Annotated in this window: 21 protein-coding genes; 9 read left to right on the plus strand and 12 right to left on the minus strand. The window is 72.1% G+C overall.

Features of this window, described 5'->3' with window-relative positions:
* Window positions 1-62 precede the first annotated feature (62 nt).
* Genes hemC through hemB form a run of 3 tightly spaced genes read left to right on the plus strand, consistent with a single transcriptional unit; the run spans window position 63 to window position 3,720 of the window.
* Window positions 63-1,064: a hydroxymethylbilane synthase gene (gene hemC, locus IEY56_RS23985; RefSeq protein ID WP_189039353.1), complete on the plus strand. Its 1,002-nt coding sequence runs from the start codon at window positions 63-65 to the stop codon at window positions 1,062-1,064.
* Window positions 1,061-2,722: a bifunctional uroporphyrinogen-III C-methyltransferase/uroporphyrinogen-III synthase gene (locus IEY56_RS23990; RefSeq protein WP_189039354.1), complete on the plus strand. Its 1,662-nt coding sequence runs from the start codon at window positions 1,061-1,063 to the stop codon at window positions 2,720-2,722. Before hemC ends, IEY56_RS23990 begins: the two co-directional genes overlap by 4 nt.
* Window positions 2,719-3,720: a porphobilinogen synthase gene (gene hemB / locus IEY56_RS23995; protein ID WP_268241344.1), complete on the plus strand. Its 1,002-nt coding sequence runs from the start codon at window positions 2,719-2,721 to the stop codon at window positions 3,718-3,720. Before IEY56_RS23990 ends, hemB begins: the two co-directional genes overlap by 4 nt.
* Window positions 3,721-3,804: 84 nt before the next feature.
* Here hemB and IEY56_RS24000 read toward each other — a convergent pair whose 3' ends face one another.
* The 4 genes from IEY56_RS24000 to argS all read right to left on the minus strand — a co-directional run bounded on the left by IEY56_RS24000 (window position 3,805) and on the right by argS (window position 9,090).
* Window positions 3,805-4,608: an SAM-dependent methyltransferase gene (locus IEY56_RS24000; protein WP_189039355.1), complete on the minus strand. Its 804-nt coding sequence runs from the start codon at window positions 4,606-4,608 to the stop codon at window positions 3,805-3,807.
* Between the two features lie 278 nt (window positions 4,609-4,886).
* Window positions 4,887-5,567 carry a nucleoside/nucleotide kinase family protein gene (locus IEY56_RS24005; protein ID WP_189039356.1) on the minus strand — a complete coding sequence of 227 codons (681 nt, stop codon included), beginning with the start codon at window positions 5,565-5,567 and terminating at the stop codon, window positions 4,887-4,889.
* A 16-nt stretch (window positions 5,568-5,583) separates the two neighbouring features.
* Window positions 5,584-7,053: an FAD-binding protein gene (locus tag IEY56_RS24010; RefSeq protein WP_189039357.1), complete on the minus strand. Its 1,470-nt coding sequence runs from the start codon at window positions 7,051-7,053 to the stop codon at window positions 5,584-5,586.
* 261 nt (window positions 7,054-7,314) lie between these two features.
* Window positions 7,315-9,090 carry an arginine--tRNA ligase gene (gene argS, locus IEY56_RS24015; protein ID WP_189039358.1) on the minus strand — a complete coding sequence of 592 codons (1,776 nt, stop codon included), beginning with the start codon at window positions 9,088-9,090 and terminating at the stop codon, window positions 7,315-7,317.
* A gap of 167 nt (window positions 9,091-9,257) precedes the next feature.
* On the opposite strand from argS, the gene lysS reads away from it, so the two are divergent.
* Entirely contained in the window at window positions 9,258-11,006 is a 1,749-nt protein-coding gene (lysS, locus tag IEY56_RS24020; protein ID WP_189039359.1) for a lysine--tRNA ligase, read from the plus strand.
* Window positions 11,007-11,131: 125 nt separating this feature from the next.
* On the opposite strand, the gene IEY56_RS24025 is transcribed toward lysS, so the two are convergent.
* The 3 genes from IEY56_RS24025 to IEY56_RS24035 all read right to left on the minus strand — a co-directional run bounded on the left by IEY56_RS24025 (window position 11,132) and on the right by IEY56_RS24035 (window position 14,501).
* Window positions 11,132-12,682 (minus strand): DUF2637 domain-containing protein, encoded by a 1,551-nt coding sequence (locus IEY56_RS24025; protein ID WP_189039419.1) that lies wholly within the window; start codon window positions 12,680-12,682, stop codon window positions 11,132-11,134.
* 109 nt (window positions 12,683-12,791) lie between these two features.
* The gene (locus tag IEY56_RS24030) at window positions 12,792-13,496 is read right to left on the minus strand and encodes a DUF3558 domain-containing protein (RefSeq protein ID WP_189039360.1); all 705 of its coding nucleotides are present in this window, start codon (window positions 13,494-13,496) and stop codon (window positions 12,792-12,794) included.
* 36 nt (window positions 13,497-13,532) lie between these two features.
* Window positions 13,533-14,501, minus strand: a complete 969-nt coding sequence (locus IEY56_RS24035; protein ID WP_189039361.1) for a hypothetical protein — start codon at window positions 14,499-14,501, stop codon at window positions 13,533-13,535.
* Window positions 14,502-14,814: 313 nt separating this feature from the next.
* On the opposite strand from IEY56_RS24035, the gene IEY56_RS24040 reads away from it, so the two are divergent.
* Window positions 14,815-16,008, plus strand: a complete 1,194-nt coding sequence (locus IEY56_RS24040) for an RtcB family protein (protein WP_189039362.1) — start codon at window positions 14,815-14,817, stop codon at window positions 16,006-16,008.
* A 98-nt stretch (window positions 16,009-16,106) separates the two neighbouring features.
* Here the strand turns inward: IEY56_RS24040 and IEY56_RS24045 are convergent, their stop codons facing one another.
* From IEY56_RS24045 to IEY56_RS24060, 4 genes are all read right to left on the minus strand, one after another.
* Window positions 16,107-16,868: an SDR family NAD(P)-dependent oxidoreductase gene (locus tag IEY56_RS24045; protein ID WP_189039363.1), complete on the minus strand. Its 762-nt coding sequence runs from the start codon at window positions 16,866-16,868 to the stop codon at window positions 16,107-16,109.
* A gap of 134 nt (window positions 16,869-17,002) precedes the next feature.
* Window positions 17,003-17,689, minus strand: a complete 687-nt coding sequence (locus tag IEY56_RS24050) for a TetR/AcrR family transcriptional regulator (RefSeq protein WP_189039364.1) — start codon at window positions 17,687-17,689, stop codon at window positions 17,003-17,005.
* A gap of 431 nt (window positions 17,690-18,120) precedes the next feature.
* Window positions 18,121-18,456, minus strand: coding sequence for a YnfA family protein (locus IEY56_RS24055; RefSeq protein WP_189039365.1), 336 nt, complete (start codon window positions 18,454-18,456; stop codon window positions 18,121-18,123).
* Between the two features lie 9 nt (window positions 18,457-18,465).
* Entirely contained in the window at window positions 18,466-20,049 is a 1,584-nt protein-coding gene (locus tag IEY56_RS24060; RefSeq protein WP_189039366.1) for an FAD-dependent monooxygenase, read from the minus strand.
* 100 nt (window positions 20,050-20,149) lie between these two features.
* Here IEY56_RS24060 and IEY56_RS24065 point away from each other — a divergent pair, with 100 nt between their 5' ends.
* Together IEY56_RS24065 and IEY56_RS24070 are read left to right on the plus strand one after the other, a co-directional pair.
* Window positions 20,150-20,788, plus strand: a complete 639-nt coding sequence (locus tag IEY56_RS24065; RefSeq protein WP_189039367.1) for a TetR/AcrR family transcriptional regulator — start codon at window positions 20,150-20,152, stop codon at window positions 20,786-20,788.
* 175 nt (window positions 20,789-20,963) lie between these two features.
* Entirely contained in the window at window positions 20,964-21,401 is a 438-nt protein-coding gene (locus IEY56_RS24070) for an SRPBCC family protein (protein WP_045866825.1), read from the plus strand.
* Between the two features lie 211 nt (window positions 21,402-21,612).
* Here the strand turns inward: IEY56_RS24070 and IEY56_RS24075 are convergent, their stop codons facing one another.
* Window positions 21,613-22,167: a hypothetical protein gene (locus IEY56_RS24075; RefSeq protein WP_189039368.1), complete on the minus strand. Its 555-nt coding sequence runs from the start codon at window positions 22,165-22,167 to the stop codon at window positions 21,613-21,615.
* Window positions 22,168-22,359: 192 nt separating this feature from the next.
* On the opposite strand from IEY56_RS24075, the gene hemL reads away from it, so the two are divergent.
* Both hemL and IEY56_RS24085 read left to right on the plus strand, forming a co-directional pair.
* The gene (gene hemL, locus IEY56_RS24080) at window positions 22,360-23,676 is read left to right on the plus strand and encodes a glutamate-1-semialdehyde 2,1-aminomutase (protein WP_189039369.1); all 1,317 of its coding nucleotides are present in this window, start codon (window positions 22,360-22,362) and stop codon (window positions 23,674-23,676) included.
* 104 nt (window positions 23,677-23,780) lie between these two features.
* Complete coding sequence (locus IEY56_RS24085; RefSeq protein ID WP_229712164.1) at window positions 23,781-24,425, plus strand: histidine phosphatase family protein; 645 nt, start codon at window positions 23,781-23,783, stop codon at window positions 24,423-24,425.
* The last annotated feature ends 159 nt before the right edge of the window (window positions 24,426-24,584 follow it).

Consider the following 24,584-nt stretch of genomic DNA (forward strand, 5'->3'; position numbering starts at 1 on the left):
GGGCAAGTCAACGAAGGACGCGTCCCGCGCGGCAGCGCGGACGGGCACGACGAGGTGAGCGCATGACCCACACGCCAGAAGCACCGGCCCTCCGGCTGGGCACACGGCGCAGCAAGCTCGCCATGGCCCAGTCCGGCCTCGTGGCCGAGCAGGTGCGCCGGGTGACGGGGCGTCCCGTCGAACTGGTCGAGATCACGACGTACGGAGACACCAGCAGGGAGCATCTGGCCCAGATCGGAGGCACCGGCGTCTTCGTCGCCGCGCTGCGCGAGGCGCTGCTGCGCGGCGAGATCGACTTCGCGGTGCACTCGCTGAAGGACCTGCCGACAGCGCCGCACGACGATCTGCTCATCGCGGCGATCCCACCGCGTGCGGACGCCCGCGACGTGCTCATCGCCCGCGACGGGCTGGACTTCGAGCAGCTCGTGCGCTCGTCGCGCACCGCCGGGAAGGCCGCGACCGTAGGCACGGGCTCGCCCCGCCGGATGGCGCAGCTCAACGCCTGGGCGCTGTCTCTGGGAGGCCGGGTCGAGACGGTGCCCATCCGGGGGAATATCGACACGCGCATCGGGTATGTGCGCTCAGGCGAACTCGACGCAGTGGTGCTGGCAGCCGCCGGGATGGAGCGCACGGGCCGTCTCGACGAGGTCACCGAACTGCTCAGCCCCGACGCTGTACTGCCCGCCCCCGGCCAGGGGGCACTGGCCGTCGAGTGCGCGTCCGCCAACGCGTATCTGGCTGTCCAGCTCGCCGAGCTCGACGACCCGTCCACACGGGCCGCCGTGACCGCTGAGCGAACCCTGCTCGCCGCCCTGGAGGCCGGCTGCAGCGCGCCTGTGGGCGCGCTCGCCGACCTGCGGGGCGACGGGCAGGCTGTCACCGAAATGCGCCTGCGTGGCGTCGTCGGAACCACCGACGGCGAGACGCTGGTGCAGCTGTCCACCACCGGTCCCGTACCGGCATCCGACGACGGCACGACGGTCCCGCAGAACATGGGCCGTGAACTCGCCGACGAGATGCTCGCCAAGGGTGCGGCCGGTCTGATGGGGGAGCGAGCACTTTGAGCCCCACCACTGCCCATAATTCGACAACTCAGCACCTCTACGGTGCACACGGACACGTCACCTTCCTCGGTGCCGGGCCCGGAGATCCGGGTCTGCTGACGCTGCGCGCCGTCGAGGCACTCGCGCACGCCGATGTGCTTGTGGCCGACCCCCAGGTGTACGACGTCGTCCGCACCCACGCTCGGGCAGGGGTGGACACGCCGCTTCGAGATGCTGACGACGCGTCAACTCCCGCCGCGCCCGCGGGCGGTGCAGCAGATCTTGCCATGGCTGCCGCACGCGCGGGAAAGCGGGTGGTGCGTGCGGTCACCGGTGATCCGGGGCTCGACGCCGACGCCGCGAGGGAGATGCTGGCGTGCGCGGGGGAGGGCATCCCCTTCGAGGTGGTGCCGGGTATCGCGACCGCCGTGGGCGTCCCCGCGTACGCGGGTGTGCCCCTCCGGAACGGCCAGGGCACCGACGTCCGTTTCATCGACGCGCGTACAGCGGACGACAGATGCTGGACGGAGGTCGGGGCGAGCGACGCCACGGTGGTCGTCTCGACCACGCTGGAGTCCGTCGTCTCCGTCTCGGGTGATCTGGTCTCCGGCGGCCGCAAGCCGGAGACGTCGCTGACGGTCACCGCCGCCGGCACCACGACCCGGCAGCGCACCTGGACGGCGACGCTCGGCACCATCGGACAGGTGCTGAAGTCCGCGAAGGTCCTCCCGTCCTCCGACGGCGCTCAGCCGGTGATAGCCGTGGTCGGGGAGCACAGCACGGCGGCGGAGCGTCCCCAGCTGGCGTGGTTCGAGTCCAAGCCGCTCTTCGGCTGGCAGGTCCTCGTACCGCGTACGAAGGAGCAGGCCGAGTCGCTCTCCGACCAGCTGCGCAGCTACGGCGCGGTGCCGGCCGAGGTGCCGACGATCGCCGTCGAACCGCCGCGCACGCCGCAGCAGATGGAGCGGGCCGTGAAGGGCCTGGTGACGGGGCGGTACGAGTGGATCGCCTTCACCTCCGTCAACGCGGTGAAGGCCGTGCGGGAGAAGTTCGAGGAGTACGGCCTGGACGCCCGCGCCTTCGCCGGGATCAAGGTCGCGGCGGTCGGCGAGCAGACCGCCAGGGCGCTCGTCGAGTTCGGCGTGAAGCCCGACCTGGTGCCGAGCGGTGAGCAGTCGGCAGCCGGGCTGCTGGACGACTGGCCGCCCTACGACCCGGTCTTCGACCCCATCGACCGCGTCTTCCTGCCGCGGGCCGACATCGCGACGGAGACCCTCGTGGCCGGGCTCATCGAGCTGGGCTGGGAGGTCGACGACGTCACCGCCTACCGCACGGTGCGGGCCTCGCCGCCCCCGGCGGAGACGCGCGAGGCCATCAAGGGCGGCGGTTTCGACGCGGTGCTGTTCACCTCGTCCTCGACGGTGCGGAACCTCGTCGGCATCGCGGGCAAGCCGCACAACGTCACGGTGATCGCCTGTATCGGGCCCGCCACCGCCAAGACGGCGGAGGAGCACGGCCTGCGGGTCGACGTCATGTCCCCCGAGCCGTCGGTGCACAAGCTGGCGGAGGCGCTGGCGGACTTCGGCGCCAAGCGGCGCGCGGAGGCAGTCGCGGCGGGCGACCCGGTGAAGCGGCCGAGCGAGAAGCGCCCGGCCCGGAGGAGGGCACGTACATCTTGAGCAGTGAGCGTTCCCTGGCGGGCGGCTTCCCCGGCGCACGTCCCCGCAGGCTGCGTACGACGCCGGCCATGCGCCGCATGGTCGCCGAGCACCGGGTCCACCCGGCCGACCTGATCCTTCCCGTCTTCGTGCGGGACGGCATCAGCGAGCCGGTTCCGGTCTCCTCGATGCCGGGCGTCGTGCAGCACACGCGGGAATCGCTGAAGGAGACCGCCGCCGAGGCCGTGCGGGCGGGCCTGGGCGGGATCATGATCTTCGGGGTGCCGAAGGACGAGGACAAGGACGCGGTCGGCAGCTGCGGCACCGATCCCGAGGGCATCCTGCAGGTCGCGCTGCGGGACGTGCGCTCCGAGGTCGGCGACGACATCGTCGTGATGTCGGACCTGTGCCTGGACGAGACCACCGACCACGGCCACTGCGGCGTGCTCGACGCGGACGGCAGGGTGGACAACGACGCGACGCTGGAGCGGTACGCGGAGATGGCGCGCGTCCAGGCGGAAGCCGGTGCCCACGTGCTGGGTGCCAGCGGCATGATGGACGGCCAGGTCGCTCACGCGCGCAGGGCGCTGGACGCGGCGGGCCACGAGGACGTGTCGGTCTTCGGCTACACCGCGAAGTACGCCTCCGCCTTCTACGGGCCGTTCCGTGAGGCCGTCGGCTCGTCGCTCCAGGGCGACCGCCGGACGTACCAGCAGGACCCCGCCAACTCCCGCGAGTCGCTGCGCGAACTGTCGCTCGACCTCGCCGAGGGCGCGGACATGGTCATGGTCAAGCCGGGCCTGCCGTACCTGGACGTGCTGCGGGACTTCGCCGAGCGGGTCGACGTGCCGCTGGGCGTCTACCACATCTCCGGTGAGTACGCGATGGTCGAGGCGGCCGCGCGGAACGGCTGGATCGACCGGGACGCGGCGATGATGGAGACCCTGACCAGCTTCAAGCGCGCGGGCGCGGACCTGATTCTGACGTACTGGGCGCTGGAGGCGGGGCGCAAGCTCTGACCGGTCCCGTTGCCGTTGCGGCGGCGACCGGGGGCGGGGCGGGCCGCAGGTGCGGCGCCCCCCGCCCGCGTTCCGCCGCCGGCCTCAGGACTTGCGGCCGATGCCCGCGTAGAAGAAGGCGTCGGCGTCGGTGATGCCGGAGTCCCCGTCGGGGCGCCAGCGGTGCGTCGACGTCAGACCGGGTTCGATCAGCTCCGTGCCGTCGAAGAAGCGCTCGATCTCCGCCCTGCTGCGGATCTGCGCGGGCGTGCCGCTCTGCCGGTAGACCGCGACGGCGTCGTGGGCCGCGGGGTTGAAGTCCGGTGTCGCGTGCGAGAGGACGAGGAAGCTGCCGGGCGCGAGCCGCTCCACCATGGACCGGACGATCTCGTACGGCCCGTACTCGTCCGGCAGGAAGTGCGTCACGGCGAGCAGCGACAGGGCCACGGGCTCGTCCAGGTCGACGGTGGCGCGCAGCCGGGGCGCTTCGAGGACGTCGTCGTGGCGCAGGTCGGCGTGGACGTAGGCGGTGCGTCCCCGCGGGTGGCTGAGGGTCAGCGCGTCGGTGTACTCCAGCACCGTCGGGTCGTTGTCGGCGTAGACCACGCGCGCCTCGGGCGTGATCTCCTGGGCGACCTGGTGCAGGTTGGGCGACGTCGGGATGCCGGTGCCGACGTCGATGAACTGCCGCACTCCGTACTCGGCGGCGAGGGTGCGCGTGGCCCGGTGCATGAAGTCGCGGTTCGCGCGGGCGCCGGTGACGATGAAGGGGAAGACCTCCTTCACCTTCTCCGCGGCCTCCTGGTCGACGGGGTACCAGTCCTTGCCGCCGAGGTAGTAGTCGTACATCCGGGCCGAGTGCGCTCGGCTGGTGTCGATCGGGGGAGGCTGTGCGCCGGAACCGGTCATGGTCGCTCTTCCGTTCCTCGTCTTCCGCCGGCCGTGCGGTCCGCTCGACCGGGCGGGCGCGGCTGTTCGGCCCGTCGGGCGTCAACATGCCTTCAGGGCGGGCCAGTTGAACGTACCAAGGAGGGTGCGGCAGCTCGCCGCCCGCACGGGAGCCCTCACGTGATCGCCGCTTTTCGGGCGCGAATCCCGCGCCGGCCGTCAGGCGGCGTGCCCGGCGGGGTGCCCGAGGCGTACGGGACGTATGCGGTGCCCGTGGCGCGCGGGGTGCACGGCGGCGCTCACGCGCCCGTGTCGTTCTCCGTCCCGGGAACGGGCTCGCCTGGACCGAGTTCCACGACGAGGTCGGCGGCGTCCCGGCACGGCGCGATCCGCCGGGCGTTGGCCTCGTCGGAGCGGTGTACCCAGCTCTCGGCCTCCGCACGGCTCTTGCCGTACCGCACGTGGCGGTCGACCAGCCTGCGCAGACGTACGCCCTCGGCCGGGCCGACCCACCAGCACGTGTCCAGCATCGCCCGTACGGGCCGCCACTCCGGCTCGTCCAGCAGCAGGTAGTTCCCCTCGGTGACGACGAGTGGCACGTCCGGCCACACCGGCAGCGAGCCCGCGACGGGCTGCTCCAGTTCGCGGTCGAACGCCGGGGCGTAGACGGTCTCGTCGCCCTGGCTCCGCAGCCGGCGCAGCAGAGCGGCGTAGCCGTGCGCGTCGAACGTCTCCGGGGCGCCCTTGCGGTCGAGCAGCCCGAGGCGGCGCAGTTCGACGTCGGCGAGGTGGAAGCCGTCCATCGGGACGTGAACGGCCCGGGCGGGGCCGAGCGCCTCGGTGAGCGAGGCGGCGATCGTGGACTTGCCCGCGCCCGGCGGCCCCGCGATCCCGAGGATGCGGCGGCCGCCGGCGCCGGCGAACTGCTGCGCCCGCGCGAGCAGCTCGCCGAACCGGTGCGCGGTTTCGCGGCGTGTCACGGCAGTCCGAAGGCGGTCAGAAGACGCCCTGGCCGGGAGTGAGGATGCCGGACGGGTCGTAGCGGTGGCGGGCCGCCTTGAGCGCGGGGAACGCGGGGCCGAAGTGGTCGCGCCAGTCGGCCCGGTCGAAGGGGACGGAGCCCACCGGGTACTGCTTTCCGCCCGCGTCGCGCACCTGCTCGTACGCCGCGCGGTTGTCGGCGAGCAGGCGCTTCACGGTGGCCGGGTCGCCGGGCGGACCGGTGCGCAGCACGGCCAGCAGGTACGGCACCGGGTCGGAGGGCATCCGCAGCAGCGGCGTGCGCAGCACCTTCCGGCGCAGCGGGTAGAGCAGGACGACGCCGCTCGACCCGATGTCCTCGGGGCGGAGGTCCCCGAGGATGTCCGAGGCCAGCGCTTCGACGGAGGAGGAGGGGAGCAGGAGGTTGAGCCAGGGGTGCGGGTCGTCCCAGACGCCGGACTCCTTCTGCTCCTCGACGGAGGGAGCGAGCCTGTCGAGGAAGGTGTAGTAGTCGAGCGTCTCGGCGGTCATGCCCGCCTGCTCGAACCGCAGGCCCCACAGCAGCTCGCCGTCGTCGGGTTCCGGGCCGGCGGGCGGGCCGTACGCGACGGCTTCCAGCACGTGGACGCGGAAGGCGCCCGTCTCGTCGGGGAAGACGAGGCCCTCGACGTAGTCGAACCTCCCGTCGGTGACCAGCCGCCGCTGGTCCTCCAGGTACGTTCCCAGCTCCGCGTACGGCAGCTGGAAGTGCCGCACGGTCTCCGGCGCGCGTACGAGGCGGATCGTCGCGCTGACGACGATCGCGCACTGGCCGAGGCCGGCCCGTACGGCGTCGAACAGGTCCGCGTGCCGGGCCGGCGAGCAGCGGACCAGCTCACCCGCGCCGGTGACGACCTGGAGCTCGGTGACGTTGTCGGTCTGGGCGCCGTGCTGGTGCGTCTGGCCGCCGAGGCCGCCCACCGAGAGGGTGCCGCCGACGGAGAGCTCGAGGTAGTCGGTGAAGACCGGAGGCGTGAGGCCGTGCCGCAGCGTGGACTTGGCGACGCTGCTCCAGCGGGCGCCGGCGCCCACCGTCACGGTGCGATCGTGGACGTCGCCGATGTGGTCCAGCGGGGTCGTCTCGACGACGAGGCCGCCCTCGACCTGTGCCTGGCCGAACGTCGTGTGCCCCTGCCCGCGCGGGGCGACGGGGATGCCGTGGCTGCGGCAGAAACGCACCATCACCACGATGTCCCGGACCGAACCGGGACGTAGGACGGCGGCGGGCCTGCGGTGGACGATGTGCCCGAAGTCCTCGGCTGCGGCGTCACGTGACGCGTCGTCGGTGAGCAACGACCCGTCCAGCGGCGGGACTTCGTGGAAGGGGGAGCGGGAGGCGGCCGGCCGCTCCGTCGCCCACGCCCTGGCTGCGGGGTCGAATCCGACGACGGCGGCTGCCGTGGCCAGGCCGTACAGTGCGGTCCGTCTGGTGGGTTCCGGGCGCATGCGTGTCCTCCTGGGGCCGGCGGGTGATGGAGTCTCAGGCGGTGGATGCTACTTGCAAGCACCTGCGCCGGGCTCGCGGTCGGGCGGGCCGGCCCCCGGGAGGGTGAGCGGCGGGCGAGATTCCGGGACGCCGTGCGGTGCCGCCCAGGCCCCGCGAAGCGGCGCCGGGCTGTGCTGCCGCACCGTCAGCCGGAACCACCGCACTGTCCGGACGGGATCCACCGCACTGTCCGGCCGGAGCCGCCGCCCGGCCGGAGCCGCTCAGAGCCGCTCGGGCGTGCGGATTCCCAGCAGCGTCATGCCCTCGCGGAGGGTGCGGGCCGTCAGGTCGCAGAGGAAGAGGCGGTTCTCGGCGGTCTGCTGCGAATCGGCCTTCAGCACAGGGCAGTTCTCGTAGAACGGGCCGAAGAGCGTGGCCAGTTCGTACAGGTACGCCGCGAGCTTGTGCGGTTCGTAGTTCTCCGCGACGGCCGTGAGGGTGTCGCCGAACTCGTCGAGGTGCAGAGCGAGGGCGCGCTCGGCGGGCTCCAGCGTCAGCATCGGATGCACCTGCGGCCGCAGCTCTCCCGCCCGGCGGAAGATGGACCGCACCCGCGCGTACGCGTACTGCAGGTAGACGCTGGTGTCGCCCTGGAGGGAGACCATCCGGTCGAGGTCGAAGACGTAGTCGCGCGTCATCGAGTTCGACAGGTCGGCGTACTTCACGGCGCCGATGCCGACCTGGGCGGCCCGCTCCTGGATCTCCTCCTCGGTGAGGTCCTGCGCCTTCTCCCGCACGACGACGGCCGCGCGCTGCTTCGCCTCGTCCAGCAGGTCCACCAGGCGCACGCTCTCGCCCTCGCGGGTCTTGAACGGCTTGCCGTCCTTGCCGAGGACCGTGCCGAACGCGAGCTGCCGCGCCGCGCCCTCGGGGAGCCAGCCCGCCCGCCGGGCCGTCTCGAAGACCATGCGGAAGTGCAGCGCCTGCCGGGCGTCCACGACGTAGAGAATGGTGTCCGCCTGGAGCTCGCCCACCCGGTCGCGGATGGCGGCGAGGTCGGTCGCGGCGTATCCGAAGCCGCCGTTGGACTTCTGGACGATCAGCGGGGTCGGAGTGCCGTCGGGGCCCTTGACGTCGTCGAAGAAGACGCAGAGGGCGCCCTCGGAGCGCACGGCCACGCCCGAGGACTCCAGGTCCTTCACGACCTGCTGGAGGTCGTCGTTGTAGGCGCTCTCGCCGACGATGTCCTTGTCGAGGATCTCCACGTCCAGGTCTTCGTAGACGGCCTGGAAGTACGTCTTGGACTCGTCGACGATCTTGTGCCAGAGGGCGAGGGTCTCCTCGTCGCCGGCCTGCAGGGCGACGACGCGGTCGCGCGCCCGCGTCTTGAACTCCTCGTCGGAGTCGAACAGCGAGCGCGAGTCCTTGTACAGCCGGTTGAGGCGGGCCATGGCGGCCTCGCCCTCGTCCCGCCCGTCCGCGGCGTCCGACGCGTGGTCCAGCTCGTGCGGGTGCTCGATCAGGTACTGGATGAGCATGCCGAACTGGGTGCCCCAGTCGCCGATGTGGTGGCGCCGGATCACCGTCTCGCCCCGGTGTTCGAGGATCTTGGTGACGGCGTCGCCGATGACGGTCGAGCGCAGATGGCCGACGTGCATCTCCTTGGCCACGTTCGGCTGCGAGTAGTCGATCACCGTGACGCCGGGGGACTCCGCGTACGGCACGCCCAGCCGCTCGTCGTCGGAGCGGGCCGCGAGGTTGCGCAGGACGGCCGCGTCGGAGACGACGATGTTGAGGAAGCCCGGACCGGAGACCTCGACCGAGGCGATCTCCTCGTTGGCCGGGATGCTCTCCACGACGGTGCCCGCGAGCTCACGCGGGTTGGTCTTGAGGCGTTTGGAGAGCGCCAGCATGCCGTTGGCCTGGAAGTCGGCCCTGTCGCTACGTCGCAGCATCGGGTCCAGCCAGTCGGCGGGGGTCTCCTGCGGCACTGATGCCGACAGGGCCTCCGCGAGGCACTGGTGGAGCGTGGCGGCGAGCGAAGGGACCGAGGCCATGTGTGCGAGCCGTTCCGTACGTGGGTGGCTGGGTCAGCAGGCCCGAGTATCCCACGCACCGGCAGGGCCGGGCACACGAGTATCCCAGGGGCGGGCGGCACCCCGGCAGTGGGAGAATGGGCCCCGCAGACACGCCTCACCGGAGCAGAGAGAAGGAAGTGCCGGAAGTGGATCGCACCACCAGCGAGACCGACTGGGTCTCCCGTATCGCGGATGACGTCGTCGCCGAAGCGGAGCGTCGTGCGCCCGGGAAAGCAGTGGTCTGCGCCTCCGGGCTCTCCCCCTCCGGCCCCATCCACCTGGGCAACCTGCGCGAGGTGATGGTCCCGCACCTGGTCGCCGACGAGATCAAGTGTCGCGGCGTGGAGTGCGAGCACATCATCTCCTGGGACGACTACGACAGGTTCCGCAAGGTCCCCGCCGGCGTCGAGGGCGTCGACGAGTCCTGGAACGAGCACATCGGCAAGCCCCTCACCTCCGTGCCCGCCCCGCCCGGGAGCCCGCACGAGAGCTGGGCCGCGCACTTCAGGTCCGCGATGGAGGAGTCCCTCGCCCAGCTCGGCGTCGAGTATCGCGGCATCAGCCAGACCGCGAAGTACACGGCGGGCGCCTACCGCGAGCAGATCCTCTTCGCGATGCGCGAACGCGAGCGCATCGACGCCGTGCTGGAGCGGTACCGGACGCTGGACAAGGCCGCGTCGGGCGGCAAGAAGCAGCAGCAGAAGAAGAAGCAGGGCGAGCCGGACGCCGCCGAGCTGGAGGCCGCCGAGGGTTCGGGCGCCGCATCGGAGGACGACGGCTCGGGCGCCGGCGGCGGGGCGTACTACCCGTACAAGCCGTACTGCACGGCCTGCCTGCGGGACACCACCACGGTCACGGCGTACGACGACGCGACGACCGAGCTGACCTACAGCTGCCAGTGCGGGCACAGCGAGACCGTCCGGCTGGAGGAGTTCGACCACGGCAAGCTCGTCTGGAAGGTCGACTGGCCGATGCGGTGGGCGTACGAGGGAGTGGTGTTCGAGCCGAGCGGCGTCGACCACCAGTCGCCGGGCTCGTCGTTCGTCGTCGGCGGCCAGCTCGTCAAGGAGATCTTCGACGCCGAGCAGCCCATCGGGCCCATGTACGCGTTCGTCGGCATCAGCGGCATGGCCAAGATGTCGTCCTCGAAGGGCGGCGTACCCACGCCCGCCGACGCGCTGGAGATCATGGAGGCGCCGCTGCTGCGCTGGCTGTACGCGCGCCGCCGTCCCAACCAGTCGTTCAAGGTGGCCTTCGACCAGGAGGTCCAGCGCATGTACGACGAGTGGGACGCCCTGGAGCGGAAGCTCGCGGCCGGCCAGGCCCAGCCCGCGGACGCCGCCGCACATCTGCGGGCGTCCACCACCGCCGCGGGGCCGCTGCCCTCGACGCCGCGTCCGCTTCCGTACCGGACCCTCGCCTCCGTCGTGGACATCACGGCGGGGAACGACGAGCAGACGCTGCGCATCCTCAGCGAGCTGGACCCGGAGCGTCCCGTCAGCGCGCTGGACGAGGTGCGGCCGCGGCTCGACCGCGCCCAGCGCTGGATCACCACGCAGGTGCCCGCGGAGCAGCGCACCCGCGTGCGGGAAGAGCCGGACACCGCGCTGCTGGAGTCGCTCGACGACGAGCAGCGCGAGTCGCTGCGGCTGCTGCTGGACGGCCTGGACGACCACTGGTCGCTGGAGGGCCTCACGCAGCTCGTGTACGGCGTCCCGAAGGTGCAGGCCGGTATCGAGCCGGACGCCAAGCCGACGCCCGAACTCAAGGTGGCGCAGCGGTCGTTCTTCGCGCTGCTCTACAAGCTGCTCGTCGGGCGTGACACCGGCCCGCGGCTGCCGACGCTGCTGCTGGCCGTGGGGTCGGACAGGGTGCGCAAGCTGCTCGGGGCGTGACTCCCCACGGGGTGTGATGCCGGGGCGGTGCCGGGGAGACCGTGCGAGCGGGCGGCCCGGCGTTCCTCCGGCCGCGCACGAGCCTGTGTCGCGGCGGGGGCCGGCGGGGGCCCGGGGCGGGCGCGTCAGCCCGCGAGGCCCATCTCGGTGTTGTAGCGCTCCCGGAACTCCCGCATGTACGAGCGGAGGTAGCTCTCGCTCAGCAGCGATCCGTCGGCGTTCGTGACGCCGTGCCGCTCGTGCAGGGCGCGGGAGAGCTGGCGCGCGTTGGGGAAGCTCGCCTGCGAGGCGACGAACTGCCGGTAGGCGTTGAAGTAGAACTCGTCGCGCGGCACCCCGTCGGGTATGCCGACGGGCTCGGTGTCCTCCGGCAGGGAGCCGGACGCCGGGGCGGCGGGCGCCTGTTCGCCGGGCTGCCGCTCCGGCGCCAGGTCGTAGTCGTAGTCGAACTCCTGCTGCGCCTGCTCCGCCGCCCGGGCCTGCTGCTGGGACGGAGGCGCTGGCGCGGGCTCGACGAACAGCTGCTGCTCTTCGGCGCGTTGCGGGGGCAGATAGGCGGGCCCGCCGTTGACGGGTGCGTTCGAGTTGCCCAGCGCGCGTCGGCGGCCGGGGCCCACGGGCACGGTCACCTGCGGGTTCGGGGGCTGCGCCTCGGCGTACGTGTACGCGGGGGCCTGCTCCTGCGCCGCGGCCGGTGCGGGCTCCGGTACGGCCCCGGGGACAGGTTCGCCGGCCGCGACTCCGGCCTCCCGCGCCGGCGGTCTGCGGGGCGGCGCCTGCGGCGCAGGGTCGGCGGCCGCCTCGCCCACGTGGTCGGCCTCCGCGGCGAACTGCCTGTCGCCTACGGCCTGTTCATGCTGCACGGCGGCGGGCGGCTCCGCCGCGCGCGAGGGTGCTCCGGCCGCTCCCGCGGTGAGTTCCGGACGCCGCCGCTCCTGCTCCGCCCGCTCGCGTAGGGCCCCTGCACCGCCGGCCGCCGCCGGGCGGGCCGCCACGGCGGGCGCGTCGATGCCGGCCGCCGCGAGGCCCTGCGGCCCGGTCTCCGACAGCGGTACGCCGTAGCGCGCGAGCTTCAGCGGCATCAGGGACTCGACGGGGGCCTTGCGCCGCCAGCTGCGTCCGAACCGCGCCTGCAGCCTGGCCTCGTAGACGAGGCGGTCCTGCTCCATGCGGATCACTTCGTCGTAGCTGCGCAGCTCCCACAGCTTCATCCGGCGCCACAGCCGGAACGTCGAGGGGAACGCCAGCAGCCAGCGCGAGACGCGCACGCCCTCCATGTGCCTGTCGGCCGTGATGTCGGCGATCCGCCCGATCGCGTGCCGGGCGGCCTCGACGGAGACGACGAACAGGACGGGGATCACCGCGTGCATCCCGACGCCGAGCGCGTCGGGCCAGGCGGCGGCGCCGTTGAAGGCGATCGTCGCGGCGGTCAGCAGCCACGCGGTCTGGCGCAGCAGCGGGAAGGGGATGCGGATCCACGTCAGCAGCAGATCCAGGGCGAGCAGGACGACGATGCCCGCATCGATGCCGATGGGGAAGAAGGGGGCGAACGCGCCGAAGCCCTTCTTCTCGGCGAGGTCGCGCACGGCCGCGAACGAACCGGCGAAGCCGATCGCGGCGATCGTCACGGCACCGATGACGACCACCGCGACCAATATGCGGTGTGTACGAGTCAGTTGTACGGCCTGCACTGGAGTTGTCCCCCACCCTCGGAAACCGGCGCGGCGCACCAGACTGGCACACGCGTCAAGTCCCCGCCGCACGGAGTACGGCGGGGCCGCGGCGTCACTTCAGGGACGCGACCGCTTCCTTGGCCGCCGTCTCGGCGTTCTTCTCCAGGTCGCCGGCCTTGGGGAGCTTGGCGTCCTCGAACCCGGCGCCCGAGTAGTCGACGGAGACGACGACGTTCGCCTCGCGCACCACGAGCCGCTGCTCGCGGAAGGCCTCGGACTTCTCGCCGTCCTTCTTGTCGACCTCGTAACTGACGGCCGTCGCCTGCTCCCCGATGCCCTTGACCGGCTCGGTCTTGAGGTCCTTGTTGCCCTTGTCGGTCTTGAGACCGTCGACCTGCTGCTGGACGAAGGCGGTGGCGAGCTTGTCGCCGGAACCGCGGGAGGCGTCCGAGTCGAAACGCTTGAGGGAGACGGTCAGCTGCCGGTAGTCGAACTTGTCGAGGCCGCTCCACAGGCAGCTTCCCGAGTCCTGGGTGTTGCCCGTGCCGATGCGCTTGCCCGAGGCGTTGTCCGTCTTCGGCGTCAGCTTCTTCACCGTGTCCTTGGAGAGCGTCTTGCACGCGTCCGGCAGCTCCTTGAACTTCACGGGAGCCGCGCTGGGCGACTTCTCGCCCTGCTCGGAGGAGGCCGGCTCCCCTCCGGAGTCGGAGGAGCAGCCCGCGACGAGGAGGGCCGGAAGAACGAGGGCCGCGCAGGCGAGCGTACGGGCGGAACGCGTGGCGCTTCGCGATGAGGTTCGCTGAGCTGTACGGGGCATGGTTCCTTCGCTTCCAGTCAGTCTGCGTCTGCGTCGTCAGTTGTCGTCGAAGTCCGCGGCGAGCTCTTCCGCGACGCTGCGGGCCTTCTCCTGCAACTCGGCGCTGTCCGGGGTGCGCCGCTTGTCGGTCAGCCACTGGTCGTAGGTGACCGTGGCGATCACGTTGGCGCTCCGGAAGACGAGCGTAATGTCCCGGTGGACTCCCGAGTCACCGGTGTCCAATTGGTCGTCGATGTAGGCGTTGTCGCCGATATCGTCGAGTGTCCGCGGGGAAAGGTCCGCGTCAGAGGAGGGGGAGGGGTCGTCGCCCGGCTCCTCGGACGCGTCGGAACCGCCGCCGCTGTCGGATTTCTCACCCTCGCCGCCGGGGTCGCCGCCGCCTTCGCCGCCGCCCTTGCCGTCCGAGCCGGAGTCCGCGGCCTCGCTTCCGCCGTCCTCGCCGGAGCCGCTCTTCTCGCTCTCGCCGGCGGGGTCGCCGCCCTCGCCGCCTTCCTCGTCGGCCGGGGGCTCGCTCTCGGTGGGGATCTCCGCCTGGCCGGCGCGCTCGTCGTAGAGCAGCTGCGCCTGCTCGTCGTCGCTGACCGCCGGGTCGTAGGAGACGACGCGCTCGAAGTCGACGGTGAGGTGGCGGGTGGCCAGGCTGTTCGTGCTCTTCCAGCGGCAGCCGGCGCGGCGGTCGGTGTCGTACGTGGCGATCGGCTGCCCCTCATACGGCGATTTCCCGTCGCCGCTCGCCGTCCCCTTGCCGGGGGCGCTGCTGCCCTGCGTGGAGTCCTCGGCGTCCGGGAGGAGCTTCTTGAGGGTGCCCAGGCCGACGGCTCCGCAGGGCTCCGGGAGCGTGCGGTACCTGCCGGGCGGGGCCGAGGACTCGGGGGCTCCGGAGCTGCCCGCCTTGGTGTCCTCGCCGCCTTCGTCCTCCGGGGAGCCCGTGCAGGCCGTGAGCCCGCCGGAGAGCATGACGGCCAGCGCGACGCCGGTGAGGTACGTCCTAGCCCTCCGCTGCACTGTCCTGCCTCCTGGTCCGGCACTGCCGTCGGTGATGGTTGCTTCGTCCTGGAATGCCGGCCGCCCGCCACGGGTGGGGCCGGCGGGCTCCTGCGGGCGGCGCCGGCCGTCCGGGGGCCCGGCCGGAGGGGCCGGTGGCGCTGCGTCGCCGGAAAAGCGTTGTCGCCGTGGCGGGGCCACGGAACACAATGTCTATCGCACGCACGGCTCGGCCGTCCGGTCGGCCGGTGCTTATGTTGCGCAAAGTCCTCTTTTTCCTTTTTCTGGGCTTGATGCGCTTGTCTTTGCTTCGTCCACGGGGGAGTTGAGTGAGATGTCCTACACCGAGGTAGCCGGCGCGCGGGTGCCCATCCGGATGTGGGCCGACCCGGCGACCGTGGAGGCCGGGGCGATGCAGCAGCTGCACAACGTGTCCACGCTGCCGTGGATCCAGGGCCTCGCGGTGATGCCGGACGTCCACTACGGCAAGGGCGCGACGGTCGGCTCCGTCATCGCGATGAACGGCGCGGTCTGCCCGGCCGCGGTCGGCGTCGACATCGGCTGCGGTATGTCCGCGGTGAGGACCTCCCTCACGGCGAACGACCTGCCGGGCGACCTGTCCCGGTTCCGCTCGAAGATCGAGCAGGCGATCCCCGTGGGCCGCGGCATGCACGGCGAGCCCGTGGACCCGGGCCGTCTGCACGGCTACCCGACCGCGGGCTGGGCGGACTTCTGGAAGCGGTTCGACGGCATCGCGGAGGACGTGAGGTTCCGCCGGGAGCGGGCCGTGAAGCAGATGGGCACCCTCGGATCGGGCAACCACTTCGTGGAGGTGTGCACCGACACCGAGGGCGCGGTGTGGCTGATGCTGCACTCCGGGTCCCGGAACATCGGCAAGGAGCTCGCCGACCACCACATCGGTGTCGCGCAGAAGCTCCCGCACAACCAGGACCTGATCGACCGGGACCTGGCCGTCTTCGTCGCGGACACCCCGCAGATGGCGGCGTACCGGCAGGACCTCTTCTGGGCGCAGGAGTACGCGAAGCACAACCGCGCCGTCATGATGGGGCTGCTGAAGGACGTCGTCCGCAAGGAGTTCAAGAAGGCGAAGCCCGCGTTCGAGTCCGAGATCTCCTGCCACCACAACTACGTAGCGGAGGAGCGGTACGGAGGGCTGGACCTGCTGGTGACCCGCAAGGGCGCCATCCGGGCGGGCTCCGGCGAGTACGGCATCATCCCCGGCTCGATGGGGACCGGGTCCTACATCGTGAAGGGGCTCGGCAACGACGCGTCGTTCCAGTCCGCTTCGCACGGTGCGGGCCGGAGGATGAGCCGCAACGCAGCGCGCAAGCGCTACTCCGCCAAGGACCTGGAGGAGCAGACGCGGGGCGTGGAGTGCCGCAAGGACTCCGGGGTCGTCGACGAGATCCCGGGCGCGTACAAGCCCATCGAGCAGGTCATCGACCGGCAGCGCGACCTCGTGGAGGTCGTCGCGAAGCTGAAGCAGGTCGTCTGCGTCAAGGGGTGAGGGGCGGACGGGACGGCCCCCGGCTGTGTGCGCCGGGGGCCGCCTCCGCGACTTCTGCGGCTTCCCGAACCTCCGCGGCGGCGCGGGGCCGCCAGGCGTCAACGCTCCCGGTGCACCTTGGAGTTGGACGCCTGGGCGCGGGGACGCACGACGAGCAGGTCGACGTTCACGTGCGGCGGGCGCGTGACCGTCCACGCGATGGTGTCCGCGACGTCCTCCGCGGTGAGCGGCTCGGCCACCCCCTCGTAGACCTTGGCGGCCCGCTCGGCGTCTCCGCGGAAGCGGGTGAGCGCGAACTCGTCCGTCTTCACCATGCCCGGGGCGATCTCGATGACGCGCACCGGCTTCCCGCACAGCTCCAGGCGCAGCGTCTCCGCGAGCACGTGGGCGCCGTGCTTGGCCGCGACGTAACCGCCGCCGCCTTCGTACGTGGCGTGCCCGGCCGTGGAGGAGACCACCACGACCGTGCCGTCGCCCGAGGGGGATCCGGTCAGGGCGGGCAGCAGCGCCTGGGTGAGGTGGAGTACGCCGAGGACGTTGACCTCGTACATCGTGCGCCAGTCGGCCGGGTCGGCCGTGGCGACGGGGTCGGTGCCCAGGGCGCCGCCGGCGTTGTTGATCAGGACGTCGCAGCGGTCGAGTCCGGCGGCGAAGGCGTCGACCGCCGCTCTGTCGGTGACGTCCAGCGGGGCTGCGACGGCTTCGTGGCCCGCGCCGGTCAGCTCCTCGGCGAGGGCGTCGATCCGGTCGCGCCGCCGGGCGGTCAGGACGACCCGGTAGCCCGCTTCGGCGAGCTGGCGTGCGGTGGCGGCGCCGATACCGCTGCTGGCGCCGCTGATGACAGCAGTGCGGTTGGTCATGGCTGAAGGCTACGTGCGCTGTCCAGAGGGGCCAGGGGAGGAGCGGCCCAGGGGCGACGGGCAGCGGGGGACGGCACGGCGTGTGGGCGGGCGGCGAAACGGCCACGCCTCTGCCGAGCGGAGGCCGCGGGCGCTCAGCGGGCGGTGAGGACGCCCTCGACCACGGCCCGCAGGCCGGACGTGAAGGCGTCCTCGGCGGTCAGCGAGGTCCAGCGGTTCCCGACGCGGGCCAGGTGGGGGAACTTCTCGGGGTCGAGTCCGCCGAACACCCGCTCCCGGTACGTCGTGCGGTCGTGATCCGCGCGGCGCTTGGCGGCCGTCGCCCGGACGACCATCTCCCCGGCGGTGTAGTACCAGATCGTGCGGTACCCGTGCACGGCCTGCTCCAGGGTCAGCCCGCACTCGACCAGGCTGCCCACGATCTGCTCGACGTGCCACAGAGCGGACGTGGACATAAGGTCGTCGGCCGTCAGCACCTCCACGATCCAGGGGCATCCGGCCAGCGCCTCATGGATCGCGGCCGCGCAGACAGTGACCTTCTCGCGTGGGTCGGCGGGCAGTTCGGGACGGCGCAGCGTCCGCGTGGCGTAGTCGTCCAGCAGCAGGACGAGCAGCTCTTCCTTGTTGCGCACGTGGTGGTACAGCGCCATCGGGGTGGTGCCGACCTCGGTGGCGAGGCGGCGCATGGTCAGCCGGTCCACGCCTTCCTCGTCCACGATCCGGCGGGCGGTTTCGACGACTTGTCCGAGTGAGATGCGAGGGGGCCGGCCCCGGGCCTTTCGCGGTGCGGGCGGCTGGGACGGCTGGAACGGCTGGGGCATGGCCCCATCATCACGCAGGACTCGACAGCGCTGACCTCTCTCGCCCGTTGTCTTCCTGAAAAAGAATCGAGAGGTGGACCGGACCGATCCGGGCGGCGACCGCCGTCGCGGAGTTCGTCCTCGTCCTGGACATCTCGGTACGCGATCTCGTCCTGCCCGCGATCCGCGCCCCGCTGGGCCTCGCACCGCCGACCTGGCGTGGGCCGTGCACCAACACGCCCTGACCTTCGCCGGATCCCCGCTGCTCGGCGGGGACGCACGCGAACAGCGCGGCCGCCGCCGGGTGATCGTGCTCGGCCGCGGGGTCTCGGGTTGCGCTTCCCGGTCGGCGGACTCGCCCGGCAGCCCCGGCAGTCGAGCCCCGTCAGGGCCGGACCGCACGGACCGTGACGCAACGTTCGCTGATACAGCCGCCCGAGGAGGCGCGGCCGTCAGTGACCGCGCGGCGCGTACATGATCACGGCCACCCCGGCGAGGCAGATGAGGGCACCGGTCACGTCCCACCGGTCGGGGCGGAAGCCGTCCACGACCATGCCCCAGACCAGCGAGCCCGCGACGAAGACGCCCCCGTACGCCGCGAGGATCCGGCCGAAGTCCGCGTCGGGCTGCAGCGTGGCGACCAGACCGTAGAGCCCCAGGGCGACGACGCCCGCCCCGATCCACGCCCACCCGCGGTGCTCGCGGACGCCTTGCCAGACGAGCCAGGCGCCGCCGATCTCCAGGAGTGCGGCGAGAGCGAACAGGGCGATGGAGCGGCCGACAAGCATGGCCGCAGGCTACGCGGCACGCGGCGCCGTGGCACCCGCCCACTGCCGCAGAGCGCGCCGCAGGCCCTCCGCGTCCGGTGTGTCGCTTGCCCAGGCGATGTATCCGTCGGGCCGTATCAGCAACGTCTGGGTTCGCTTCCCGCTGCTTCCGCACGCCGACTGGACGTGTACGAGGCGCTCTTCGTCGGCCGCTTCCGGGCAGGACGCGGCGCCTGCCGGTGTGACCAGCACGAACTTGCCCTCCCGCAGAGCCTCGTAGAGCCGTTCGCGACCCGGCACGGGTTCGAGCGCGAGGTCGGGAGCGCGCTTGCCGACGAGGGGGTGGGAGCCGCGCGGAGACGGGTAAGAGACGCCGATGCCGGAGACGGTACGCACGGCGCGCCGGCCCAACGGGCGCACCCTGGTGAGGAGTTCGGCGCCGGCTGCGCGCAGGGCGCGCAGCGCCGGGGTGCGGGTGAGGGCGAGCCGGATGATGGCTCCGCTGGCCCGCAGCGCCTGCTTGCCGACCGGGTGGCGCTCCCTGTGGTAGCTGTCGAGCAGTTCGGGGGAAGCCCGGCCGTGCAGCACCGCGGAGAGTTTCCAGCTGAGGTTCGCCGCGTCCTGCAGCCCCGTGTTCATCCCCATGCCTCCGGCGGGGGAATGGACGTGTGCGGCGTCCCCGGCGAGGAGTACCCGGCCCACGCGGTAGCGCGGCACCTGGCGTTCGTCGCTGTGGAAGCGGGAGACCCACCGGGCGCCGTGCATCCCGAAGTCGGAGCCGAGCGCCCGGCGGGTGAAGTCGCGGACCTCGTCGAGATCCGCGGGCTCGCTGTCCGGGAGCTGCCGCTTCCGGTTCCATCCGCCCACGCGGTACCAGCCGTCGCCGAAGCCGGCGACCAGGGCGAACGCGTCGCCGACGGCGTTGAACAGGAAGGGTTCCAGCGGGGGTTCGGCCAGCCGGACGTCGGCGAGCACGATGGAGCGGATGACGGACCTGCCGGGGAAGGGGAGCCCGAGCGCCGAGCGGACAGTGCTGCGCACTCCGTCGCAGCCGACCAGGTAGGAGGCGCGCAGCGTGCCCGTGGAAACGGCAGGGGCGGCGACGCTCTCCGATCCCGGCCCTTCCGACCCGCCCGGCTCATCCGGCGCTTCCCGCACCGCGACGTCCACCTCGACGCCCGTCCCGTCCTGGCGGAGACCCGTGACCTCGGTGCCGTACAGGAAGTCCGCCCCCGCCTCGCGGGCCCGCCGCTCCAGCAGCCGCTCGACCTCGAACTGGCCGACGACGAGGATGTACGGATAGCGGCTCGGCAGCGTCGTCGGATCGAGCACCGCGCGCCCGAAGACCCCGAGCCCCTCCGCGTGGGCGCCCCGCTCGGCCAGTTCGTCGCCCAGGCCGCGGGCGTCGAGCTGTTCCAGGGTGCGGGCGTGCACCACCAGGGCCCGGGTGAGGTTGCTGATGCCCGCTTCGCGCTTCTCGACGACCGTCACCGTGTGGCCGGCCGCCGCGAGATCGCCGGCGGTCAGCAGGCCGGCGGGGCCCGCGCCCACGACGATCACGTCCGCCGCCCCCGGCGTGCCGTCCGCCTGAACCTGTGCACTGCTGCGAGCCATGGCGCCTCCCCGAATGCCAACGCTTGTTGGTCAACGCTTGTTGGCAACGTTAGGGACCTCGCCCTGGCCTGTCAACACGCGTTGGCCTACAGTCGTTGGCATGGACGCTCAGAAGTCAGCCGAGGGCAACGCGCGTGCGGACGCGGACGCGGCGGGGAACGTCGCCGCCGCCGGGGCGGCCGGCCGGCACCGCCGCTCGGAGGCGACGAGGGCCGCCATCCTCGAGGCCGCCCGCGACCGCTTCGCCGCCGACGGCTACGAGCGCGCGACGATCAGGGCCATAGCGCGTGACGCGGGGATCGACCCTTCGATGGTGATGCGCTACTACGGCAACAAGGAGGGCCTGTTCGCCGCCGCGTCCGAGATCGACCTGCGGCTGCCCGACCTCAGCGGCACCCCGCGGGAGGAGGCCGGAGTCCGGCTCGTACGCCACTTCCTCGACCGGTGGGAGGGCGACGAGACGCTGAACGCGCTCCTGCGCGTCAGCGTCACCAACGCCGTCGGCGGCGAACGCCTGCAGGCCGTCTTCCGCGACCAGGTGGCTCCCGTGGTCGCCGCCGTGTGCCCCGACCCGGCGCAGGCTCCCACCCGTGCCGCCCTGCTCGCCTCCCAGGTCCTGGGGATGGCCCTGACGCGGTACGTGCTGAAGCTGCCTCCGGCGGCCGCCCTCGGCCACGAGGAGATCGTCGCGTGGCTCGCACCGTCCGTGCAGCGCTACCTCACAGCCGAACAGCCGTGAATCGAGCGGCCGTTGCGGAGCTCTCCCCGCCTGACGGCCCGCCTCCGCACCCGTGGCCGGACGGCATGCGGCACGGAGCCGCGCCACCGTCGCCCGGGTTCCGATGAGTTGACCTGGAACGCGTGGGTACCCGGGAGGCCACGGACGCAATTCCAGCTGATGAGAGGTGTCATACGTGTCGTCCTCCCTCGTAGAGACCGTGGATGTCGAAGCCCCCGTCGGCGTGACATGGGCCCTGTGGCACGACGTGGCGGAGTGGCCGAAGTTCCTGCGGCACGTGAAGGACGTCGTACGCATCGACGACCGCTCCTTCTCGTGGTGGCTCGATCTCCCGGGAGCGGACAAGAGCTTCACGGCCGAGATCACCGAACTCGTCCCGCAGGAGCGCATCGCGTGGAAGACGACGGACGGCGTCGAGCACGCCGGGGTCGTCACCTTCCACCGCCTCAGCGACACGTCGAGCAGGGTGACGCTGCAGATCGAGTACAACCCGCAGGGGTTCGTGGAGCGGCTGGGCGCGCTCACCAACCTCGACTCCGCGCTGACCAATTACGACCTGGGCGAGTTCAAGCACAAGGCGGAGTCCGCCGCGGGCAACACCGCGAAGCTCTGAACCCGCAGCCGTGGCCGCGTACTCCGGAGGCCCCGCGGCTCCCGCGCGCCCTCAGCGCGGTGCGGCGGAAGCACGGGCAGCACAAAGCCCGCGTGGCGGCGGTACGCCCCGAACGGGGGCGCCGTCACGCGGGCCGGAGTACGCGGCGCGGGCCGCCTGTCGGGGCCGCGGCGGCGGGCGGGTCGGCGCGGGACCGGGCAGTGCGGCGGGCTCAGGGCCAGACCAGGCAGTACGGCTGGTGCCCCGCCATGTGCAGGCGGTCGGAGAAGTCCTGCCACTCGTGCAGGAGTTGGTACACGTTGTAGGCGTCCTGGGGGCCGGAGCGGTCCGGGACGGTCGACCAGATGAAGGCGGCCGCGCCGACCGACTCCTCGCCGATGCCGCGCAGCGGGTCGACCACGGTCATCGGAAGCTTCACGACCGCGTAGTCCGGGTGCAGCACGACGAGTTCGAGCGGAGGCACCCGGTGCAGCGGTATGCCCTCGATCCCGGTGAGCACCATGGCGGCCATCGTCTCCGGCTTGATCTTGGTGAACATGCCGTGGCCCAACTCGTCGCCGCCGAGCTCCTCCGGGCGCATGGAGACGGGCACCCGTGCGGCAGTCGCGCCGTCCGGGGCGCCGAAGTACTTGTAGGTCACCCCCACTCGGCCGCCACCCTTGCTGCTTCCAATGTCCTTCGCCACCGCGTCTCTTCTGTGGCGTCCCCTTGCGCGCTCCGGACCGAGGTCCCCGGTGCCCTCGCCCAGTCCTCCACCGCGCTGCATGTCACCACCCGACCACTCGCGGCTACCGCCGCGCAACCCGATCATCGTGTCAGAGACCTCCCCGCCTCACGGGTCGTGAAACGCCCCGCAGCGTCCGGGTAATCCCCGCGTTACCCGGCCCGTACCGCTCGGACCGCCCATCCCGCACGTACCTCCCGGTGGGACGCCGTTCGGCCGGGACGCTCTGACACCATGGCCCTCGTGACTTACTCGTACGAGGCCCCAGTATCGCAGTCGCTCTTCGACCGTGCCGCCGCTGTGACACCAGGAGGCGTGAACTCTCCGGTGCGCGCTTTCCGCGCCGTGGGCGGTACGCCCCGGTTCATGGTGTCCGGCGCCGGTCCGTACCTCATCGATGCGGACGGGAGGGAGTACGTCGACCTCGTCTGCTCGTGGGGGCCGATGATTCTGGGTCACTCTCATCCCGAGGTGATCGCGGCCGTTCAGGAAGCGGTGGCGCGCGGCACCTCTTTCGGCACGCCCGGCGAGGACGAGGTGCGGCTCGCGGAGGAGATCACCGACCGCATCGAGCCGGTGGAGCAGGTGCGTCTCGTCTCGTCCGGCACGGAGGCGACGATGTCGGCGATCCGGCTGGCACGCGGCTACACCGGGCGCGCGAAGGTGGTGAAGTTCGCCGGCTGCTACCACGGGCACGTGGACGCGCTGCTGGCGTCGGCCGGTTCGGGCGTCGCCACGTTCGGGCTCCCCGACACCCCCGGGGTGACCGGTGCGCAGGCCGGCGAGACGATCGTCCTGCCGTACAACGACATCGAGGCCGTGCGTGCGGCGTTCGCCGCGCAGCCCGACGAGATCGCGTGCGTCATCACCGAGGCGGCCCCCGGAAACATGGGCGTGGTGCCGCCGCTTCCCGGGTTCAACGCCCAACTGAAGGAACTCTGCGGGCAGTACGGCGCGCTCTACGTCTCCGACGAGGTGATGACGGGCTTCCGCGTGGGCAGGCAGGGCTGGTACGGCATCGACGGAGTGGCCCCCGACCTGATGACGTTCGGGAAGGTGATGGGCGGCGGCTTCCCGGCCGCGGCCTTCGGCGGGCGGCGCGACGTGATGGACCACCTCGCCCCTTCGGGCCCCGTCTACCAGGCGGGAACGCTGTCGGGGAACCCGGTCGCGACCGCCGCCGGCGTCGCACAGCTGCGGCTGCTCGACGACGCGGCGTACGCGGCGGTGGACACCGCGTCCGGGCAGTTGCGCGACGCCGTCACGGGCGCGCTCGAAAAGGCGGGCGTCGCACACCGGTTGCAGGTCGCGGGCAACATGTTCTCGGTGTTCTTCACCGATTCGCCGGTCACGGACTACGAAGGGGCCAGGTCCCAGGAGGCCTTCCGCTTCACGGCGTTCTTCCACTCGATGCTCGCGCAGGGGGTCTACCTGCCCCCGTCCGCCTTCGAGTCGTGGTTCGTCTCGACCGCGCACGACGACGGAGCGCTGGAGCGGGTGGCCGACGCGCTGCCCGCTGCCGCACGAGCCGCAGCGGAGGCGACGGCATGAGCACAGAGGGCAGAAGAGCCGGGGAGGCACGTCCCGGCGACGAGGCGCGGGGAGCCGCCCGCCCGCGGGCGGGAGACGAGGGGACCGTCACCGTGGTGCACGTGATGCGCCACGGCGAGGTGGAGAACCCCACCGGCATCCTGTACGGGCGGCTCCCCGGCTATCACCTGTCCGAACTGGGCCGCCGGATGGCCGACCGGGTGGCCGAGCATCTGGCGGGACGCGACATCACGCATGTCGTCGCCTCCCCTCTGGAGCGGGCGCAGGAGACGGCCGAGCCGATCGCCAAGGCGCACGGTCTGGACGTCTCCACGGACGGGGACCTGATCGAGGCCGACAACGTCTTCCAGGGCCGGACGGTCGGCGTGGGGGACGGCGCCCTGCGGAGGCCCGCGAACTGGAGGCACCTGTTCAACCCCTTCCGGCCTTCCTGGGGGGAGTCGTACGTGCACCAGGTCGTGCGGATGCGTGCCGCGATCGACGCGGCACGCGACGCGGCGCGGGGGCACGAGGCGGTCTGCGTCAGCCACCAGCTTCCGATCTGGACGCTGCGCAGCTTCGTCGAGCGGCGCAGGCTCTGGCACGATCCGCGCCGCCGCCAGTGCACCCTGGCCTCGCTGACCTCCTTCACCTTCAACGGGGACAAGATCGTCTCCGTCGGCTACACGGAGCCGGCGCGCGACCTGGTGCCGCCGCACCTCCGCGCGGGAGCGCGGGGAGGGAAGGGCGGCGGGGGCCGGGGAGCCTGAGCCGCCGCTGCGCCGCACACGCCGCGGCCCCGGGAACGCACCGGGGCGCTTGCACGGACGGCGCCCGACGTCGTGCGTGCGGGGGTGCCGGACGTCGTGCGGGCGGGCCTCCGCGTACCGGCCGAGCAGGCCGTGCGCACCGGAGACGGGGGCCGGGAA

Origin of the sequence: Streptomyces daqingensis (assembly GCF_014645895.1) — a bacterium.
GTDB lineage: Bacteria > Actinomycetota > Actinomycetes > Streptomycetales > Streptomycetaceae > Streptomyces > Streptomyces daqingensis.

Excerpts from the sequence above, each read along its gene's own strand:
- hemC (WP_189039353.1), top strand. The coding sequence starts at position 63 with ATGACCCACACGCCAGAAGCACCGGCCCTCCGGCTGGGCACACGGCGC.
- IEY56_RS24000 (WP_189039355.1), bottom strand. The coding sequence starts at position 4,608 with ATGACCGGTTCCGGCGCACAGCCTCCCCCGATCGACACCAGCCGAGCG.
- IEY56_RS24010 (WP_189039357.1), bottom strand. The coding sequence starts at position 7,053 with ATGCGCCCGGAACCCACCAGACGGACCGCACTGTACGGCCTGGCCACG.
- argS (WP_189039358.1), bottom strand. The coding sequence starts at position 9,090 with ATGGCCTCGGTCCCTTCGCTCGCCGCCACGCTCCACCAGTGCCTCGCG.
- IEY56_RS24030 (WP_189039360.1), bottom strand. The coding sequence starts at position 13,496 with ATGCCCCGTACAGCTCAGCGAACCTCATCGCGAAGCGCCACGCGTTCC.
- IEY56_RS24040 (WP_189039362.1), top strand. The coding sequence starts at position 14,815 with ATGTCCTACACCGAGGTAGCCGGCGCGCGGGTGCCCATCCGGATGTGG.
- IEY56_RS24045 (WP_189039363.1), bottom strand. The coding sequence starts at position 16,868 with ATGACCAACCGCACTGCTGTCATCAGCGGCGCCAGCAGCGGTATCGGC.
- IEY56_RS24050 (WP_189039364.1), bottom strand. The coding sequence starts at position 17,689 with ATGCCCCAGCCGTTCCAGCCGTCCCAGCCGCCCGCACCGCGAAAGGCC.
- IEY56_RS24055 (WP_189039365.1), bottom strand. The coding sequence starts at position 18,456 with ATGCTTGTCGGCCGCTCCATCGCCCTGTTCGCTCTCGCCGCACTCCTG.
- IEY56_RS24060 (WP_189039366.1), bottom strand. The coding sequence starts at position 20,049 with ATGGCTCGCAGCAGTGCACAGGTTCAGGCGGACGGCACGCCGGGGGCG.
- IEY56_RS24065 (WP_189039367.1), top strand. The coding sequence starts at position 20,150 with ATGGACGCTCAGAAGTCAGCCGAGGGCAACGCGCGTGCGGACGCGGAC.
- IEY56_RS24075 (WP_189039368.1), bottom strand. The coding sequence starts at position 22,167 with ATGCAGCGCGGTGGAGGACTGGGCGAGGGCACCGGGGACCTCGGTCCG.
- hemL (WP_189039369.1), top strand. The coding sequence starts at position 22,360 with ATGGCCCTCGTGACTTACTCGTACGAGGCCCCAGTATCGCAGTCGCTC.
- IEY56_RS24085 (WP_229712164.1), top strand. The coding sequence starts at position 23,781 with ATGCGCCACGGCGAGGTGGAGAACCCCACCGGCATCCTGTACGGGCGG.